The sequence below is a fragment of the Leisingera sp. CC-HEC093 genome (assembly GCF_059429195.1).
Window position 1 is genome coordinate 866,716 of the sequence record NZ_JCAIJR010000001.1, and the last position, 18,662, is coordinate 885,377.

The window sequence follows — 18,662 nt, forward strand, 5'->3', positions numbered from 1 at the left end:
CAGCCATCCGCAGCATTCAAAGTGGTGAAAGTGCAAAAGCTGACATTTATGACGCATGCAGAATTCGGCAAAAAGGGGCTCTCAGCCGCCGAATGCCAATGCAGCAGGCAATTTGACGAAGATGGAACGGAACCAGTCATCGGCAGAATAGGTCAAGCCGCTAATATTCCACTGTCACGGTCGATGTGCTGTCGTTCGCATGCCAGGAGCGAACTTTGGCGCGGTAAGCGGAGAAACCTAGCTCTGAGCCCAGTTTACCGGTTGCTGTGGCTTGTACGAACGACGGCTTTACGTGTTGCCACCACTGATCAAGCTGACTACGCTCGCTTTCAAAGGAGTGAATCCATGCCCTTCAATTTCGTCGTCGTAGTAAGCAAAAGGTGCATGGTCCGATAAGGTTTTCCATATCCGTTTCCATGCGCCCCCGACATTCTCGGGGGCTTTTTTTGTTTCTAAAGATCAGATCGCCAAGATGAACCGCACGAGAACACCTCCGCATTTGATAACATTGATCCTGTTGACGGGGTTTTCGCTGATGTCGCTCAACATGTTCCTACCCTCGCTGGCCAATATCGCTGTCGATCTTAAAACTGACTACAGCACTGTGAGCTGGGCTGTTTCTGGGTACCTGGCCTTAACAGCGATCATCCAGCTCATCATCGGTCCCTTGTCAGACCGGACCGGCAGGCGGAGGGTGCTTCTGGGGGCTTTGCTTGTTTTCGCATTTGCCTCTGTGGGTTGCACCTTTGCTCCGAACATCGAGGCATTTCTGTTCTGTCGAATGCTCCAAGGCGGCATCATCGGCGGGTATGCGCTTTCTCTCGCGATAGTTCGGGACATGAGAACGGAGCGGGAGGCCGTGAGCCTGATCGGCTATATCGGAATGGCGATGGCAATCGCCCCGATGATCGGCCCCATGCTGGGAGGGGTGCTGGATACCTTCTTTGGGTGGCGCTCCGTCTTTGGCTTCTACGCTGCAGCGGGCTTCGGATTGCTGCTGCTTTGCTGGTTCGACCTCGGAGAGACGAGGCCTCAAAGGGCAACAGATACCAGCACTCCTGTGCCTGACACGACGGCGCTCATCCGTGAGCCCCTTTTCTGGGCCTACGCACTCTGCGGCACGCTTTCCGTCGGCGCATTCTACATCTTTCTGACGGGCGCACCCCTTGTTGCGCGGTCCACTTTCAATGTCACAACCGCCGAACTTGGGCTCTACATCGGGACCATTACTGTTGGCTTTTTAATTGGCGGTTTCCTGGCCGGTCGCGTTGGGCAACACTTCGAACCGACAACCATCATGATTGCGGGCCGGGTTGTGGCTTGCACTGGTCTTTTGGGAGGTTTGCTGCTGCTCGCATCGGGTATCAGGTCAGCGGAGTTTTTCTTTGCGAGCACCCTCTTCGTTGGTTTAGGGAATGGGATTACAATGCCCGGATGCAATGCCGGTGCCATGTCGGTTCGACCTGATCTCGCCGGAAGCGCTGCCGGACTGAGCGGCGCTCTCATCGTTGCTGGTGGTGCCGTTTTGACGTCGGTGACGGGCAACCTTGTGCCACAGACGAACGGAGGCCAAACACTACTTATGTTGATGCTGGCTGCGTCGGGATTGGCAATGGCGTTTGCCGTTTGGGCGGCATGGCTGAGGAAGAAGGGTGGCTATCCGGCAAGGAGCAGCGATCCATCGCTTTGAGCCCAAACTGCGCGATAGCTGCACCCTGCGCGAATGCTGGCTTGGCTATAGTGATCCGATAACCTAATCTGCGCGGAACTATCATCTTGGAAGATGAAGCTCCCGCGTGACTCCAGAAGTCGCAGCCAGGAATGTCCTTCTTCAGTCAAACTGTGGAGGGCGTCTTTTTTGAACCATACCCTAAATGTGAATTTCGTTCCTGGACGTTATGCCGTCTCGCAACTTGCCACCGATGCTGACATTCCCGAGTGGTTTAGTGGGCCAGGATTCAAGGCTGCTATCTATTCGGATGACGAGACAACCCTGGTTTGCCTCGAAGATCGTGTTCCTGCTGAAATCCAGACGGAAAAGGGTTGGGTTTGCTTGCGCACTGTGGGTCCGGGGTAGTCAAATTTTCATCCTGGAACTCAGACCGCGCTTGCCCGGACCCTTTTGGGCCTCTAGCGTGACAAGTGATACACGGGCGATCTTTGCCCCAACTTCTTGACGCGCGCCCTCGGGTGCGCGTTTTCTTTTGCGCAGGACATGGCCCTCATGGACCACCGACCTTGCACATTGAGAAGGTCCGCGAATCCGCTGAAAATCCAAAACAGAAAAATGCGCCCGGCCTTCAAGACCGCCATAGAAGCCGTGTCAACTCATTGAATTTGCGAAAAAAAGACCATCGAGAAAAATTCAAGCGGCTCCAGAAGTGGTAGCCTTCATGTCTTTGCAAGGCCTGCGCAGTCACCCCAGGCAGCTTTTCGCAAGCTCTACGCTGAGCGACGCCCACGGGAAAATTCAAGACCCGCTTTGGCTGCAACACTTTTAACGCAAGTAAGATACCAGCGACGCACCCTAGGAGATTTGGGCGCAGCTAGCGCAATCCCGAGTCTCCGAGGCTGCGCGTCCGGTTCGAACTGAGGAGCCGGTTGAACGCCCGCTGACACTGGGTTTGCACTTTCATAAATCTGCGCCCTGCCGTGGAACAGATTCACAAGACTGCAAACCTCGCCGCAAACTTTTCAGCAATTCTCAGAGCACTGCGCTCTGGCGCCCATGCCGGTTTGCTCGACAATCCAGCAAACTGAGCAAATCAACTATTTGAGGAAAAAATAGCAATCCAATCCACATTAGGGTGAAAAGTACTCCTGCTTGGAGTACTCAAGCGTACTCTGACGTAACGCCCTGAAAACGAGCGAATTTGGCCCCGCGCACGTGGGCTGGTGGCGTTGCAGCCGGACTGCGGTAAACGGGTTTCAAGATGTATGCCCCTGTGTCCTCCGAACAGCAGGCCGAGGCTAACCCCTTTCAACTCGCCCGAAGGGCAGCGGAACGGCGCTGCCCGCGGGCAGCCTTAGAAAAATGCGAAAAATCAATTAGTTTCAACAGACTAGACATTATCATCTAAGTATGCGCGGATATGACGGGCTCGGATGCCGAACGACTTTCTCGCTCCAGCAGTCCAAGCCGCATTAACAGGAGGCCGCTATGCAAGACCAAGAGCGCAGAATTGATGATGAAGCCCTGCGCATCATGGAAGCGTTTCCCGAGGTTTTTGGGAAGCCGCCTTGGAGGATTGAGGAGACGAATCTGGCCTGGGGCTTCAGCTGTGGCAAGGGTTGGTATCCCCTGATCGAAAGCCTGAGCGCGGATCTGACAGCGATAGTCCAACAGGATGGTTTAAGCCGTTTCCAGGCACGGCAGGTCAAGCAAAAGCTGGGCAAGTTGCGGTTCTATTCAAAGGGCGGAAACGAACGCACTGCTGACCGCATACTTCAAGCTGAATCTGAGGCCGCTAGCAAATGCGAACACTGTGGAAAGCAACACGGTGAGCTCAAAAGCCTGGGCGGGTGGCTGACAACCACCTGTGATGATTGCGCCAACCGCCTTCTGAAGTCGCGCTCCTGAAGCGCTATTCGCTGTAATTAGGGAAATCAGCCTGAGGCAAAGCCCATTTCATGAGTGCGATCAGCCATCCGATCAATATTCCTCTGTATTCAGGCATGGCCGTAGTGCTCACCGACATGCACCAAGACAATTACCCGATGCCTCGAAAGGTATGATGGGCGGACAGCGGACATTCTTTGCAGGCGCGAGCGGATTAGTTTGGAGACCATGAAGCAGACACTCGTATCGTGGCCCGCGTTTGCTGTTCCGTAGCAGCGATTGCAGCGGCAAGGTCCATGACGGCATTCCCCACTGATTTAAACAAGGTGATTTCCCAGGCGTTGTTGCGCCCAGCCTTACCCCGCGTCAGTGTATAAAGATCTCCCAGAATGTCAGAGTGTGAAACTGCGCCTGCGTCTAAGGGTATCTTCAACTCTCCTGCTTCAATGGCTGCAAGTTTCGTATCAACAAACAGACGGGAACGTTGCAAGGCGGTGTCGTCCGCTTCACGCATATTCGGGGTGAATGCGCCGATCAGATCCACGTGCTGGCCTTCCTTCAACCAAGCGCCCTGCAACAGTGGTTCGGTGGCAAGAGTGGCGGCACTGATGATGTCAGCTTCCCCAACCGCCGACGCCAGATCGGTTACCGCGGCTGCGTCCCAGCCGATGCGGCGCAGGTCTTCGGACAGACGTTCAGCCGAGTCTGGGGACACGTTCCACACCCGCACTGTTTCGATAGGACGCACGGTGTGGAAAGCCTCGGGCAGTTGCGCCGCAACTTTACCGGACCCGAGGATAAGGAGGTTGCGGGCATCCTTTCGCGCCAAGTATTTGGCCCCCAATGCAGAGGCAGCGGCAGTGCGCCGCGCGGTCAGGACAGAGCCGTCGAGCAGCGCCAGATGAGAGCCAGTCGCCCGGTCAAACAGCAGGACCGATCCGCCAATGGCTGGCAGACGGCGCGCGGCGTTTCCCGGCGTGGCGGTCACAATTTTCACGCAACCCACAGTGTTGGTCCAGGCCGGCATCAGAAGAAGGCTGGCGTCTGGCTCGTCCTGCATCGGCATCGAATGGTGGTGCCTGCTCGGCGCGACCAGACCGCTGGCGAACAGCGCGTCCATCTGATTGATCAGGTCCGCAAACGGTAGGGCCTCTGTGGTGGCTTGGGCATCAAGGATCTTCATAGCTCAGCTTTCGAAACGAGAGGGAGAAAACATCGCAGCGGTCACGCCCGCACTGACGAAATCAATTGGCAAATCCGCGCCAGTCAGCAGGGCAGCGGCAATCTGGCCGACGGCGGGAGAGGTCTGGATGCCGTAGCCGCCAACGCCAGCCAGCCAGAACAGCCCCTCGGCTTGGCTGGAAAACCCGATGACCGGCAGGCGGTCGGCCGCAAAGGTACGCAGGCCGGCCCAGCTGTGAGCCACATGGTTCACTTCCAGCGTGGTGCATTCGCTGAGGTAATGCGCTGCATAAGCAATATCGAGTTCCTCAGGCCAGGCATCATGGGGAGCAACCGGGGTTTCATCCGCCGGGCTAACCATCAGCTGGCCAGCGTCAGGTTTGAAATAGAAAACTTCGTCGATCTCGTTTACTTCTGGCATTGCGGCAACGTCAAAACCTGGCACCTTAACGCTGATGGCAGTGCGGCGGTTCGGGATGATGCCCAAGGGAGATGCGCCGCACATTTGCGCAACCGGATCAGCCCATGCTCCGGCCGCATTGACGACAGTGCGGGCGCGCAGCACTCCGCCCACGGTCTCGAGGATCCAATGGCTTCCTTCGCGCCGGGCAGAGGTCAAGGCGGCAGACTGGCGGAATTCAGTCCCTGCTGCCTTGGACGAACGCGTATAGCCCTGCAGCAAGTTTTCAACCTCCACATCCCAACAATCGGGATCGTAGAAGGCACCCTCGACCCAGTCCGGGTCGAGGAGGGGCACTTTTTCCAGCGCTTGCTCGACAGACAGCAATTCAACCGGCGTAGCCCCGTCTGGAGTGTTCGCCTGTTCCTTCTCAAAAACCTGACGCAGATGATCCGCCTTTTCGGCATTCGCAATCAGCAAGTTGCCGCGCGGGCGCAGCAGGTCGACCTCGGCAAACCCTTCAGGCGGGGACGTCATGAAGGCTGCGCTGACCTGCGTCAGCCGTCCAGTAACATCCGAATGGAAGCGGCGGGTGAACTCGGCAGCGGAACGCCCCGTTGCGTGGTAACCAAGCGAGGCTTCCTGTTCCAGCAGCACAACCGAGCGCTGTTTTCCGAGGAAATGCGCAACAGAGGCGCCGGTGATACCGCCGCCGATGATGGCGATGTCATAGATTTCAGTCATTAATCTGATCCAGTGGAAAAACAGGTCGCCGCAGCCGTGCATAGCGCCGCCGCCTAACGTCAGGCGTGCAGAGCCCGCCCGCGTCCGTGACAATGATTTCCGAGGCAATGGGCGCAAAGGCCCCTTTGAAGTGCTGCATGGACTTCACCGCCAGAACGGATTTTTCAGCCGGTTCGATCCCGGCGGTACGAAACACGTTCTTGTCCAGCATCTGCATCCGGTCGGAAACGATCATGATGTCGATACCCTGCACCCGCAAGCAAACCGAAAGCCCGGTAGAGCCAGGCAAACCGGTGAACATAGGCCCTTCAAAAGTGAAACGGCCTTCGCTGACGGTCATGACCCGGCCGGTGACCCGCAGGGGCCCTCCACCCACGTTTGGGTCGGTTTTGCCGCCGATGGAAAGCGTGACATCAGCGCCAACCCCGCGGGCGGCAAGTTCGGCCGCAGCTGACGGGTCATAAAGTGCCCCGGCTGCTGCGTTTTCAATCCCGGCGTTCAGCATTGCGGCAATCAGCGCAGTGCAGTCGCTGTATGCGCCTGACCCAGGGTTGTCGGAAAAATCGGCGACCACAATCGGACCGTTGCCGGGAGCCGCTTGCGTCAGCCGAGCAATGCCGTCAGCCAACGGAACGGGCCGGTCCCATTTGTCCCTGTGCGACCAGATCTGCGCGCAGACCCGGTCTGCAACAGCCGTTGCCGCCGGGGCGTCCGCTGTCTGTGTATCATAGGTCACTAGAACGGAGGGACCGGAAGCCCAGACATCAGCATCGGTGAAGCCGGCGTTGATGGCCACATTCAGGATGCCAGGGGCTTCCATTTCGGTCGCCGCGAATTCGAGTAGGCGGCACATCGGGCCGTCATCAGTTGTGCGCCCGTCATCGCAGCCTACCAGCATCGGCGGGCGGGCAATTGAAAGGCGCGGCGTAATCATGCCTTGCATCGCACAGTGCAGCAGCGTGCAGGCTTCCACCCCGACCTCGCGCATATCCACATGCGGGTAGGTGCGGAAGGAGACCGCGATCTGCGCCAGCTCCGCCAGCTCATCCGAGACATTTGCATGCAGATCCAAGGTAACGGCCAGGGGGACATCGTTGCCAGTGACGGAGCGGATCGCGCGCAGAAACTGGCAGTCTCCGTCCTCGTCGCTTTCGGTCACCATGGCCCCGTGCAGAGCCACAAACACCCCGTCATAGCTCCCGCCTTCGCGCAGCCGTCGAAGGCATTCAGCGGTGATTTCCTGACGCGCGGCCTCAGTCACCGGCCCGCCGGGTTCAGCATGGGCGGCGGTGATATAGACCGGTGTCCAGCCGCGCCCCTCCGCCACGTCGATGGCACCGCCCACTTCCGACCCGGTGCCGCGGAAATTGGCTGGGATCTCTTCTCCTTTGAAGTAATGCGAAGCGTGGAAATCCTCCATCCTGGTGCGCATGACGGTGAACGTATTGCTTTCGTTGATAAATTCTATAATAGCCACACGGTAGGTCATGCCACGGCCTTTCGCTGGGCTGCGCGCGCGCAGATGTATTCCAACGCCAGCGACGCCCCGAGCAGCGCCGTCACATCGGCGTGGTCATAGGGAGGCGAAACCTCAACAATATCCATGCCTACAAAATTCATTTCCACGCTGCTCCGCAGGAATTGTATGATGTCATTGGGAGTGAGCCCGTCCACCACCGGCGTGCCTGTGCCCGGTGCATAGGCTGGGTCCAGGCTGTCGATGTCAATGGACAAATAGGCTGGGCGATCCCCCACCACTTCGCGCACTTTGGCCAGCGCACCGCGCCAGCCGTGATCGTGCAGCCAGTCGCGGTAGAGCACAGTAATCGGGTCGTCATCATCATAGAAGGTGCGGACGCCAATCTGGACAGAGTGCTCCGGATCGATCAGCCCGTCATGCATCGCGTGATGCACAAAGGTGCCGTGATCGAACCAGTCGCTTTTCTGAGTGTCGCGGTGAGCATCAAACTGCACCAGCGCCAATGGCCCGTGTTTTTCAGCATGGACCTTCAACGCTGTGTATGTAGTGCAGTGATCTCCGCCCAGCATCAGCGTGCTGGCCCCGGAGCCTGCAATATGGCGGGCCATGGCAATGGCGCTGTTGCGCATCTGCTCCACCTGACCACGGCGGAACGGCACATCGCCGCAGTCCACCACCGACAAAATATCAAAGGGGTCAAACCCCCAGGGCCAGACCTCGCCCCAGGCCAGCTGGGTGGAGGCTTCGCGCAACGCACTGGGGCCAAACCGCGCGCCGGGCCGGCCGGAAGTCGTGAGGTCAAAGGGGATGCCGTAGATGCCGATATCCACGCCTTCTAAATTCACAGTCGGGCGGCGGCGCAGGAAGGTGCGGATGCCGGAATAGGGCATTTCCACATGGCTGCCATCGGGACCGGTTGCGCGCGAAAAGACACCCTCTTCCCCGAAGGAAAGAGTATCGCTCTGAATTTTCATGTTTCTGGCCTTAGTGGTTGATTACTTGTTCGAGGAACTTGCGCGACCGCGCGTTCTGCGGATTAGTGAAGAAGCTTTCAGGGTCAGCAATTTCAACGATCTCTCCGGCGTCCATGAAGACGATCCGATCCGCCACCTTGCGGGCAAAGCCCATTTCATGGGTGACGCACATCATGGTCATTCCGGCTTCTGCCAGATCGCTCATGACCTCCAGCACCTCGGAGATGGATTCCGGGTCCAGCGCCGAGGTTGGCTCATCAAAGAGCATGATGTCGGGCTTCATGCACAGGCTGCGGGCAATGGCGACGCGCTGCTGCTGCCCGCCAGAAAGCTGCGAGGGGTATTTATTCGCGTGCTGGTCCATCCGCACTTTGGCCAGAAACTCCATGGCGGTGGCTTCGGCCTCGGCTTTGGGCGTTTTGCGGGTGAAAACCGGAGACAGGGTGCAATTGTCCAGTGCGCTCAGATGGGGGAACAGGTTGAAGTGCTGGAAACACATGCCAACATGGTCGCGGATACTGCGGACTGCACCCTTGCTGTTGTCTAGGACAATCCCGTCCACGGTCAGTTGGCCGGACTGATGCAGCTCCAGCCCGTTGACGCAACGGATCAGAGTCGATTTACCGGAACCGGAGGGGCCGCAGATCACGACTTTTTCGCCGCGAAAGACATCCAGGCTGATGGTATTCAACGCATGGTAGGCACCGTAGTACTTGTTCAGGTTGTTGAACTTAATAGCGATGTCAGAAGAGGGCATTTTTTCAACATTTTGCAGCATGTTAGGCCATCCATTTGATGCGCGCTTCCATCCGGCGCAGGACCCATTCGATTGCCAGAACCAGCAGAAGATACTGCACGGCGGCGACGTAATATACCTTCAAATCAAAGGTTTCTGAGAATATATAGCGGGCCTGCCCCATCAGATCGAAAACGGTGATGATCGCCAGCAACGAGGTCGCCTTCATCAGCAGAATGAACTCGTTCCCGATGGCGGGGAGCGCCTTGGCAAAGGCGATCGGCAGCAGCACCCGGCGGAAGGCGGTCCAGCGCGTTAGGTTCAACGCCTGATTGGTCTCCAGAATGGAGGTGGAGATGGTATCAAGACTGCCGCGGATGATTTCAGCCTGATAGGCGGCGGTGTTCAATACCAGCGCCAGCAGACCACAGTACCAAGCATCACGGAAGAACCACCACAGGCCCGCCGCACGCAGCTCCCGGTTGAACTGGCCAACGCCGTAATAGACAAGAAACAGTAGCACCAGCAGTGGCATACCGCGGAACAGATTGGTGTACCCCATTGCCAATACGCCGATGAGACCATTGGACTTCGAGCGCGCAAGACCAATGGGCAAAGCGAGGAAAAAGCCGAGGAAAATCGCCAGAACCGTCAGCGATGCGGTGGTCACAAGACCGTTCCACCACAGGCCCCGGTAGTCGAGCCACAGATCAATCATTGGCGATCTCCATTCTGACAAATCCTTTGGAAGAACGTTGTTCCAGCCGCTTCTGAGCACGCGAGGAGAGCGTGACGAGCAGGATGTAGACCGAGGCGATCAAGAGGTAGAAAAAGAACGGTTCGCGGGTTGTGTTAATGGCCAGATTGGCAACATGGGTAATGTCGCTGAGTGCGATGACCGACACCAGAGAGGTGTCTTTTAGCAGGATCACCCAAAGGTTTCCGAAACCGGGAATGGCGTGTCTCCAGAGCTGCGGCAGGATCACCTTGAAGAAGGCGTTGAATGGTGACAGCCCCAAGGATTGTGCAGCCTCCATTTGCCCCTGGCCCACCGCGTTCAAAGCTGCGCGCACAACTTCGCTGCCGTACGCACTGATCACCAGGCTGAGAGCGATAAGCCCCGCCACAAACGGGCTGATGGAAAAGGAACTGCCCGGCATGATCCAGTTCGCTAACGCGGAGATCAGGACCTGCGACTGAAAATAGATAATTAGCAGCGTCAGGATCTCGGGCAGACTTTTGAATACCGTCGAATAGGTGCTTCCAAAAATCCGGAGGGCCCGGAATGGGGAAACCTTGGCCCAGTGAATGAGAAAGGACAGCAGGATCGCCACGGGAAAGGTCGCAATCGCCAGAACCAGCGTCACGATCAACCCATTCAAAAGCTCATCACCCCATCCTGCATCGCCGTAGGCAAGTAGAGAAAACACATCCATCTCAAACCTCGCGTCAGGAAGGAAACCAAAAGGCGGGCTGTTCATGCGAATAACAGCCCGTCGAGATTGCGCATGCCCGTCCAGGTGCTGAGCTTACTGACCGTAAAGCTCGCTTACGAATTGGGGCTGGCCCATGATGTCGAAGGCAAAGTACTGCGCGCGGATCTTGTCATAGGTGCCGTTCTCAATGATCGTGGCCAGTGCGGTGTTTACCCGTGCCTGCAGATCGATGTCTTCCTTGCGGAAGGCCAGACCAGCACCGATTGTGCCGTCCAGCAGGAACTCCTGGCCGACAAAGTCACAGCAGTCGACGCCGTCCGCCATCCAGTCGCCAATGGTAAACTTCGATTCCAGTACCAGGTCCAGCCGCCCGCTTTCCATGTCCAGGAAAGCTTCGCCCAGTTTCGGGTAGAGCTTGACCTCGCTGTCGGGGAAATACTCCTGTAGCACCTTGCCGGCGACCGATCCCGACTGGGTGCCGATCACCATGCCTTTCAGCGACGCCGGGGTTGCCTCTTTCAGGCCCAGATCCTTCAGCGCGGCAAAACGCATGGTGTTGAAGTAATAGGGGTTCGAGAAGTTGACCTTCTCCATGCGGGCTTCGGTGATTGCCATCGAGGCGGCCATGACATCGAACTTATTCGCGGTCAGCGCTGGGATGATGCCGCCCCATTCATGGGTGCTCCACTCGCACTCAACCTTCATTTCTGCGCAGATCGCATTGACAATATCAATGTCGAACCCCTGAACCTGGCCGCTTTCCGACACGAAGTTGAACGGCGCATAGGCGCCTTCGGTGCCGATGCGAATTTTTTCGGCATGGGCCAGCCCCCCGCTCAGTGTCAGCCCCATTGCGGCGACGGCAAGGGATTTGATGGGTGTCTGCATGGTCTTTCCTCCTGGATAAAATTTCTTGTGCCGGTCCCTGATCCCATCCAGGAATAGGGATTAGTTTTTTTGAAAGATGCCGAAAGCATGTATACTCAACACAGGAATATTCCCAAGCTGTTGAAACAATCAAAGCAAAAGAACTATTGTTAAATATGAAGAAGACTAATGATCATACTCGGAGCCTTCGGCGCCTGTTGACCAACCTGCGCGGCCTGCGTGCCTTTGAAGCCGTGGCACATTATCAAAGCTTCACACTTGCCGCAGAGGAGTTGGCGGTCAGCCAAGGGGCGGTCAGCCATCAGATCAAACAGCTGGAGGAGCGTTTCGGGACCCGCCTGTTCAAACGAACGCGCAACGGCGTTTTGCTGGAACCGGAGGGCGAGTTTCTGAAAGAGGTCTGCGGCAGAAGCTTTGACGAGATTGGCGAAACCCTGTCACTGATAAGCCAACGCCGGGAAACGCAGCTTCTAAGGGTCCGGTCGGGTCCGTTTTTTGCAATGAAGGTCATTGCGCCACGGATCTCCGAATTCCTAAGCGCCAATCCCGGCCTGCAGCTGCATCTGAGCAACCTTGAGCCAGATTCAGCATCGCTGGGGTCCGAGGACGTGTTGATCAAGTACTGCGTGCAGCCGCCCGCAAACACCGTATCGGTCGAAATCCTGAAGGAAAAGCTTGTCCCGATTTGCAACCCGTCCCTGACCGCAGAGAGTAAGGCCTATGACGAGGTCATCGCTGACACAGGCATCCCCCGGCTTCATTACCGCGACATGAGCGACTGGGACGACTGGCTGAAACTCTATGGCAACAGCGGCCGCGCGGCTACGCAGAACCTAATCTTCGATGACCAGCACACCATTCTGGAAGCAATACGTTCAGGTCAGGGGATCGGTATGGCCGAACGCTCGCTGGTCCGCGAAGATGTCGCCCGCGGTCGGATCCTTATCCTGTCGGAGAATTACCTTCGCCCTGAAACCTCATACAAATTCATCTTCAAACAGGAACGCGCAGATTCTAATTCTTCTATCAGGCTGTTCCGGGATTGGCTGAAAAACGAGGTGGCGAAGCTGCAAGACTTTTGACTTGTTCTCGTATTCGACCGTGCTGCTTGCCGCCAAATTGGCCAATGAGCGGCCATCGATCAAAGTGCATTCTCGTGACAGGTTGGAGGAAGTGCGATTGGGGTTGAACAACTTTAATTTTGAGTTTGGTGCGGATGCCGGTTGCGGCTTGTTGAACAGTCCGCGCGTCGCACTTTACAGACTGAGCTTGCCTTTAATCTCTTCAACTTTGGCCGATTTTTCCGAAGACGATCTTGTTCTCCACTGTAATTACGCAAACGTCAAATTTTCTGCATGATGCACAAATGGCAGAAATAAGCATGCTGCATTGCGGCGTGAACTGGTAATTTAAGCTTCTCCTTTGGGCCGGATCACACGCAAGCAGCGTCGCATCTTGGGCGCAGTGGAAAATATCTCACTGAACGGACATCGGCCGCAGAATGTCATCGGTGTCAAGGTTAAGTGCGCTGCGCCAGAGCGGGGTCTTGAACACATGACAAACCTGCTTGGCAGGGCCGTCTTCGCGGGTCTCGAGTAGCAACCCCGCCCATTCGAGCGGTCGCAGCACGCAAGATGAGAACGCGGCCATCTCTCGCCACCCCGCGGTGTGCCAGTCTTGTGGTTCACCGTAGAAGGCTTCGAACAATGCAGCCTCGGTCGTGCCATGATCAGCCTCTACGTTAATCACGTTCATCCAGACGTCCCATTCTCCTATGGGGCGGTCGCTGAAGCGTGCATAGGATGCGTGATCAACCTGAAGCACAAAATTTGGGATCAGCTCGGAAAACAGGCGGCCAGGGGCTTGCACCAGTTGCGTACCACTCTTGGTCAGCCGAAACTCACCCTTGAAGTGACGCCCCAGGCGCAGAGAAATCAGCAGGAGATGCAAAACCTCGAGCGGGGCAAACTCATACTCATTGATCACCTTGTTGCAGCGGAACATCTCTTCTGCACTTTTCCCCGGCCAGTCGAAATGCTCGACGGCCCAATGGACGAAGACGCGCTTGAAGGCCTTGGTTTTGGTCAAACCGATTGATCCGTGCTTCTGCGTATATTGCAGAGTAAGTAGAGCGCCCCGAAGCAGCGGAGAATGCGCGAGGTCGGGATGGTCATCGGCGAGAGTGCGGAATTCTATCATGTCAGGATGCTGCCACAGACCGCGCTGCAGTGCCATGATGTCCGCACAGAGTGAAATCGCTGTTTTCAGAATTTCACGCCTGCAGCGAATGGCCTGTTTGACGGGCCGCACCGCAGCATGCGGCTTAATGCTGTAGGGCATTTGTGGGCCGTCTATGTCGCTGCCGTTTGGCCAAGAAAGTGTTGGGTTGTCTGCGGCGCGAAAGACGGCTCCGAGCCCACTGCGGACCTTGATCGCTTGCCGGGCCTTCGCTTGTGCAGCACGTCGCTTTCAGCGCAAAGCGGTCACTGTGCCTACGGTAATCACAGGATTCGCGAAGGCGCAGGAAGTGCCCTTTGCATTGCCAGCTCCGCAGTCTGTATCACGTACCCAAAGGTCAGACCGACTGCTGCGGTGCCGCGCCCGGTAGTACGTTCTACCCAAGCGGTTAGAAGTCCCCGTCAGCTACATAAATACTCAGATTGCATTCCTACTATTGAAGTCAACTCAAAGAGATATATGCTCCCCCTCGATTTCCAGGAGAAAATCTCATGAATACAACAGCTTCACGCACAGGTCTCCAGTTCGAAGATGAAGTTCGGAATATTGCGCGCAATCTATACTCAAATAGCATTGGACAGGGAAGTGCTGATGTTTCGGGGAAAGAGAGGGATGGTGTGTTTTGGAATGGGTCTTTTTACACGGTCGTCGAAGCAACGACGGACAAGACAAAGATCAAGGCCGAGAAGGATGGCAGGAAGACACATGATCTTGTTGCGAACTTACGTAAGAGTGGGCATATGGCGCAGGGTTTTCTCGTAACGCGACATGAACCCACCCCTGACCAAAAAGCTATTATTAAGTCTAAGAACTTTGATCGCACGACAAAAATCATTAGCTTTGATGAGTTGCGGTCCCAACTCTTCGATGCTTTGTCATACATAAACAACCGGGAGAAAAAACGTTTTGGGAGTGTGTACGACCATGTTTCCAATAAATATGAGATTCCCCTCGGAGACTTCGTAGAGCCCACAATAACAGATTTGGACCCATCCACACCCTCCTCAATGGAAGAAATGATCGACAGTGTATGCAAGTCCAAGAGAATGGTTTTGGTGGCAGAGTATGGTGTTGGCAAGAGTATGCTTCTCCGCCAAATTTTTCATAGCTTGGTCAAGAAGGTACATCGAAAGGAACACTATAGAACACCTATTGCGATCAACCTTAGGGATCATCTGGGTCAAACAGACCCTATCGAACTCCTCGAAAGGCATGCACGTGCGAATGCTGCCAATCCGCAAAACCTAGTAGCCGCTTGGAACGCTGGTTATGTTGATCTTTTAATTGACGGTTTTGATGAGCTTTCAACTAGAGGCTGGACTGGTGATGTAAAACGGCTCAGGGAGTATCGCAGGAGCTCACACTCGGTCGTTCGACGATTGATCAAAGAAACGCCGGAAGGGTGTGGTATAATCATAGCGGGTCGAGAAGCGTATTTTGATTCGTTCAGTGAAATGCGAGACGCGCTGGGAGCGTCTGAAAATCAATTCCAAATTCTACGTGTTCACCCGTTCAACTCTCAGCAAGCTGTAGAGTTCTTGGAGAAGAAAAACTTTACGAAGTCACTACCTGAGTGGATTCCAACACGCCCACTTCTCCTGACCTATTTGGTGACAAAGGGCTTGCTGCAGTCTGCTATCGAAGCTGATTCAGGCGGCGACTTTCCACGCGGATCGGCTTGGCTGTCGCTGCTGGAAATGATTGCTGCACGCGAGAGTGAACAGTCGGAGGGTGTAGATAAGGATTCGCTAATTTTGTTCTTTGGGGCACTAGGTGTCAGGTCAAGACATACGACTATTGGGCAAGCAAGTTTCTCCCCTCAACAAATGGAGAAGATTTTTGTTGCAGTAACTGGAACTACAATCATGGAGGATGAAAGAAACTTGCTTCTTCGCCTTCCCGGCCTAGGGGCTGCTCAAGATAGCCCACTAAATCGCTCTTTTATTGATGATGATTTCCTGAACGCCTGCTGTTCTTTGCCGACTTATTCCTTTGTACTCGACCCATACAGCGATTACGCGGACACCTTTAACTTCGAAGCCTTGAGCCAACCCTTATCTGATGTCGGCATCGAAGCTCTTTGTGCGCTCATTGACAAGGCCGGAGTGCCGCCGGGAAAAATCACCGCGGCTCTTGACTGCGCTATTGGCATGCCAGCCGCTCAACTGGGTTACGATCTCCTTCAAGTTTGCTTGGAGCGCAAATGCAATCTGAATTTTGTCACTTTGAGTGGTATCGAGGTCATAGATGTTGACCTGTCGAGTTCAGAATTTGATGGTTCACATATCGATTTCTCAGGTTGCTTGATTAACCGTGTAGTTTTACCCTCACCTGAAGAAACGAATTCAAACATTATATTTACAGAGTGCCTGATTGGCAGTGTTGAGGGGCGAGTTTCAGCCTCTGATCTCAACTTGAATCAATTTATTCAATGCGAGATCAGCGAGTTTACACATGACTATAGTGTGAACAATGAGGTGCTAGAGACTACGCTCCCACTAGGTGTAAAAGTTCTTGTTGTAACGTTAAGGAAAATATTTAAGCAGTACGGCTCTTCTAGACTCGAGAGCGCGTTGTATCGGGGGCTGGATCAACGTTCGAAAATGTTGGTGCCAGAAATAATTGACTTACTCCTTCGACACGACTTCATTATACCTACTGGGCGCCAAGGCAAAACAACGTACTCTGGGACCAAATCCAAGCGTGACGAAGCGCTACGGATTATTCAGTCTCCAAACACTATAGATTCCATGATCGTTCAAGAGAGCTCAAAGCTAAGTTGAGTCAGCTGGCCTCGAGATTTACCTGCCCCTCGCTGTTTGTCGTTCATAACGAGAGACAGCGGGGTTGATTCTGGTAGTCGGGCTCATCGTCGAGTTCAGACTCCTCAAATTCCAAAAGCACCTGGCGCGCTTCCAACGGTGTCTAGTTGCCAAGCCATAACCAAGGTCCAGATCGGGTCCTCAGCCGCACTTTACAAGGGTCTCTATTGAAGCAAAGCGGACACGCGGGATCGTCCTTGCTGCACTTGCAGCGAACGACGGCTCCGTCCCGCTCACTGCCAGTCCAAGCCCAACCAGGCGAACGGCCTCTGTGTCCGGCGATTTACCAGTTCGAACATCTTGCAGCGAAGGACCGCTTCATCACGTAAACAGTCCTAAAGTGGCGGAGTGTATTCTTCGAGGCAAACCAAGGTTCACCCCGAAAAATAGTGGTGGCGCGCCTGGAGAGACTTCAGACCACTGCGGCCGTTTCTTCGGCTGCCGGAATAGCCTCAGCCCGGCTCTTGGCTGTGGGGAGATCTTCCCAGTAGACCGCAAACGGACACTCCAGGGGCGAGTGCCGCGTCATCATGCTGACGATCACCAGCACAATCAGGCAGGTCAGCATGCCGGGGATCACCGGGTTGGTTCCTGTTCCCAATAAGGGCCAGATAACCTTCACCATAATGGCCGAGAGCATGGCCGACGCGCATCCCTTCGACGTTGCCCGACGCCAGAACATAACGGCGAGGAAGGGGATCACCAGCGTGGTCGTCGAAATCCTGAGCGCCCATTGATAGGCGCTGATGATGTCGGTCATCAGGAAGGCCACGAAAAGCGACAGAACGGAGATGATCACCACGCTCAGCCGCGCAGCTCTCATCTTCTCGGCTTCAGTAGCCTGCAGCTTGAACAAACGGCGATACAAGTCCTCCGCGAGGTTGGAACTGCCTTGCAGGATAGCACAGTGAGCTACTCCCCGATCGTTGGACAGGATCTGGCGTAATTTAAGCTACTCTCTGTGACCTGCCCCCCGCGGGTCCCTCGCTCATGACGAGAGTCTGCGGGTTTGATTTTGGTAGTCGTCGGTTTCGGGCTTGGCAAGCGCGGCAGGCGCGGAGCCCTCAAATTGCTCAAGCGCCTGCCGCGCTTGCTTTGGCGTTCTGTTCCCCAACGAAGAGTGCGGCCTGACGTTGTTGTAATCGTAGCGCCACAGCGCCAGCTTGCGGCGGGCATCGTCCAGGGTATCGAACAGCTCTTCATTGAGAAGCTCGTCCCGCAGGCTTCCGTTGAATGACTCGATGAAGGCATTCTGCTGCGGTTTTCCGGGATCGATGTAATGCCAATCCACGCCGTTCCTGTCGGCCCATCTCAGGATTGCCCGGCTGGTGAATTCCGTGCCGTTATCACTGACAACGCAAACAGGTTTTCCGTAGATCCGGACGAGCGCGTCCAGCTCCCGGGCAACGCGCTCACCCGAAATGCTGGTGTCCGCGGCCAGGCACAGGTTTTCCCGGCAGCAGTCATCGTTTACGGCCAGGATGCGGAACTTCCGCGACGCGCCGAAGCTGTCTGCCAGGAAATCCAGGGACCAGCGCTGGTTGGGCTGTGTGGCTTCGGGCATCGGCGTTCGCGAGCCCCGGGCACGCTTGCGGCCCCGCCGCCGTTTCACCGCAAGGCCTTCTTCCCGGTAGAGGCGGTAGAGTTTTTTGTGGTTCATGATCATGCCTTTTCGCTCAAGCAGCACGCCGATCCGCCGGTAGCCGAACCGGCGGCGTTTGCCAGCGATCTCCTTCATCTCCTGGCGGATCTCGGGATGGTCGAGCGGGCGTTCGCGCCGGACCGTCTTGGGGTCGACACCGACAAGCCGACAGGCCCTGCGCTGCGAGATGTCATGATCCCGCATTGCATTGAGCGCTGCCTCTCGCCGCTCTTTCGGTGTCGTCAGCTTTTTCCCAGCAGGTCTTTCAAAACCACGTTGTCGAGCATCGTGTCCGCCAGCAGCCGCTTCAGCTTGGCGTTCTCATCTTCCAGGGCCTTCAGCCGCGCGGCCTCCGACACCTCCATGCCGCCATATTTGGACTTCAGTTTGTAAAAGGTCGCCGGGCTCAGGCCGTGCCGACGGCACACCTCCGCTGTCGGCATCCCGGCTTCCTGCTCTTTGATCATCCCGATGATTTGCGCCTCAGTGAAACGGCTCTTACGCATTCGTCTGCTCCTACATAGGTTGGGCAGACTCTACTTCATGGTGAGGGATTTTGCG

17 protein-coding genes are annotated in these 18,662 nt (G+C 55.9%); 6 read left to right on the forward strand and 11 right to left on the reverse strand.

The features are described 5' to 3' along the window. Positions 1-508 precede the first annotated feature (508 nt). The 3 genes from AC5STB_RS04325 to AC5STB_RS04335 all read left to right on the forward strand — a co-directional run bounded on the left by AC5STB_RS04325 (position 509) and on the right by AC5STB_RS04335 (position 3,580). A complete protein-coding gene (locus tag AC5STB_RS04325) occupies positions 509-1,690 on the forward strand; it encodes a multidrug effflux MFS transporter (protein WP_495441749.1) in 1,182 nt (393 codons plus the stop codon). Positions 1,691-1,783: 93 nt separating this feature from the next. Continuing rightward, positions 1,784-2,077, forward strand: coding sequence for a hypothetical protein (locus tag AC5STB_RS04330; RefSeq protein WP_495441750.1), 294 nt, complete (start codon positions 1,784-1,786; stop codon positions 2,075-2,077). 1,083 nt (positions 2,078-3,160) lie between these two features. Then, positions 3,161-3,580: a hypothetical protein gene (locus AC5STB_RS04335; protein WP_495441751.1), complete on the forward strand. Its 420-nt coding sequence runs from the start codon at positions 3,161-3,163 to the stop codon at positions 3,578-3,580. Positions 3,581-3,773: 193 nt separating this feature from the next. Here the strand turns inward: AC5STB_RS04335 and lhpI are convergent, their stop codons facing one another. Genes lhpI through AC5STB_RS04375 form a run of 8 tightly spaced genes read right to left on the reverse strand, consistent with a single transcriptional unit; the run spans position 3,774 to position 11,399 of the window. Further along, positions 3,774-4,742 carry a bifunctional Delta(1)-pyrroline-2-carboxylate/Delta(1)-piperideine-2-carboxylate reductase gene (lhpI, locus tag AC5STB_RS04340; protein ID WP_495441752.1) on the reverse strand — a complete coding sequence of 323 codons (969 nt, stop codon included), beginning with the start codon at positions 4,740-4,742 and terminating at the stop codon, positions 3,774-3,776. Between the two features lie 3 nt (positions 4,743-4,745). Then, positions 4,746-5,885: an NAD(P)/FAD-dependent oxidoreductase gene (locus tag AC5STB_RS04345; RefSeq protein WP_495441753.1), complete on the reverse strand. Its 1,140-nt coding sequence runs from the start codon at positions 5,883-5,885 to the stop codon at positions 4,746-4,748. Then, a complete protein-coding gene (locus tag AC5STB_RS04350) occupies positions 5,878-7,374 on the reverse strand; it encodes a M81 family metallopeptidase (protein ID WP_495441754.1) in 1,497 nt (498 codons plus the stop codon). Before AC5STB_RS04350 ends, AC5STB_RS04345 begins: the two co-directional genes overlap by 8 nt. Beyond that, positions 7,371-8,339 (reverse strand): agmatinase, encoded by a 969-nt coding sequence (speB, locus tag AC5STB_RS04355; protein WP_495441755.1) that lies wholly within the window; start codon positions 8,337-8,339, stop codon positions 7,371-7,373. The genes AC5STB_RS04350 and speB overlap by 4 nt, the downstream gene beginning before the upstream one ends. 10 nt (positions 8,340-8,349) lie before the next feature. Beyond that, entirely contained in the window at positions 8,350-9,096 is a 747-nt protein-coding gene (locus AC5STB_RS04360) for an amino acid ABC transporter ATP-binding protein (protein WP_495441756.1), read from the reverse strand. Positions 9,097-9,118: 22 nt separating this feature from the next. Then, positions 9,119-9,793, reverse strand: a complete 675-nt coding sequence (locus AC5STB_RS04365) for an ABC transporter permease subunit (protein ID WP_495441757.1) — start codon at positions 9,791-9,793, stop codon at positions 9,119-9,121. After that, positions 9,786-10,556: an ABC transporter permease gene (locus AC5STB_RS04370; RefSeq protein ID WP_495441758.1), complete on the reverse strand. Its 771-nt coding sequence runs from the start codon at positions 10,554-10,556 to the stop codon at positions 9,786-9,788. Before AC5STB_RS04370 ends, AC5STB_RS04365 begins: the two co-directional genes overlap by 8 nt. Before the next feature lie 48 nt (positions 10,557-10,604). After that, a complete protein-coding gene (locus AC5STB_RS04375) occupies positions 10,605-11,399 on the reverse strand; it encodes a transporter substrate-binding domain-containing protein (RefSeq protein WP_495441759.1) in 795 nt (264 codons plus the stop codon). Positions 11,400-11,554: 155 nt separating this feature from the next. Between AC5STB_RS04375 and AC5STB_RS04380 the strand changes: the two genes are divergently transcribed. Together AC5STB_RS04380 and AC5STB_RS04385 are read left to right on the forward strand one after the other, a co-directional pair. Then, a complete protein-coding gene (locus tag AC5STB_RS04380; RefSeq protein WP_495441760.1) occupies positions 11,555-12,481 on the forward strand; it encodes a LysR family transcriptional regulator in 927 nt (308 codons plus the stop codon). Positions 12,482-12,500: 19 nt separating this feature from the next. Continuing rightward, the gene (locus AC5STB_RS04385) at positions 12,501-12,758 is read left to right on the forward strand and encodes a hypothetical protein (RefSeq protein WP_495441761.1); all 258 of its coding nucleotides are present in this window, start codon (positions 12,501-12,503) and stop codon (positions 12,756-12,758) included. Between the two features lie 117 nt (positions 12,759-12,875). On the opposite strand, the gene AC5STB_RS04390 is transcribed toward AC5STB_RS04385, so the two are convergent. Continuing rightward, positions 12,876-13,598 (reverse strand): hypothetical protein, encoded by a 723-nt coding sequence (locus tag AC5STB_RS04390; protein WP_495444556.1) that lies wholly within the window; start codon positions 13,596-13,598, stop codon positions 12,876-12,878. Positions 13,599-14,128: 530 nt separating this feature from the next. Here AC5STB_RS04390 and AC5STB_RS04395 point away from each other — a divergent pair. Next, entirely contained in the window at positions 14,129-16,420 is a 2,292-nt protein-coding gene (locus tag AC5STB_RS04395) for an NACHT domain-containing protein (RefSeq protein WP_495441762.1), read from the forward strand. Positions 16,421-16,871: 451 nt separating this feature from the next. On the opposite strand, the gene AC5STB_RS04400 is transcribed toward AC5STB_RS04395, so the two are convergent. After that, positions 16,872-17,396, reverse strand: coding sequence for a sodium:solute symporter family transporter (locus AC5STB_RS04400; protein ID WP_495444557.1), 525 nt, complete (start codon positions 17,394-17,396; stop codon positions 16,872-16,874). Between the two features lie 51 nt (positions 17,397-17,447). Next, positions 17,448-18,607 (reverse strand): IS3 family transposase gene (locus AC5STB_RS04405; RefSeq protein WP_495441156.1). Its coding sequence is split into 2 segments (ribosomal slippage): positions 17,448-18,349 and positions 18,349-18,607, totalling 1,161 coding nucleotides; the frame shifts between segments, so codons are not numbered across the junction. Between the last annotated feature and the right edge of the window lie 55 nt (positions 18,608-18,662).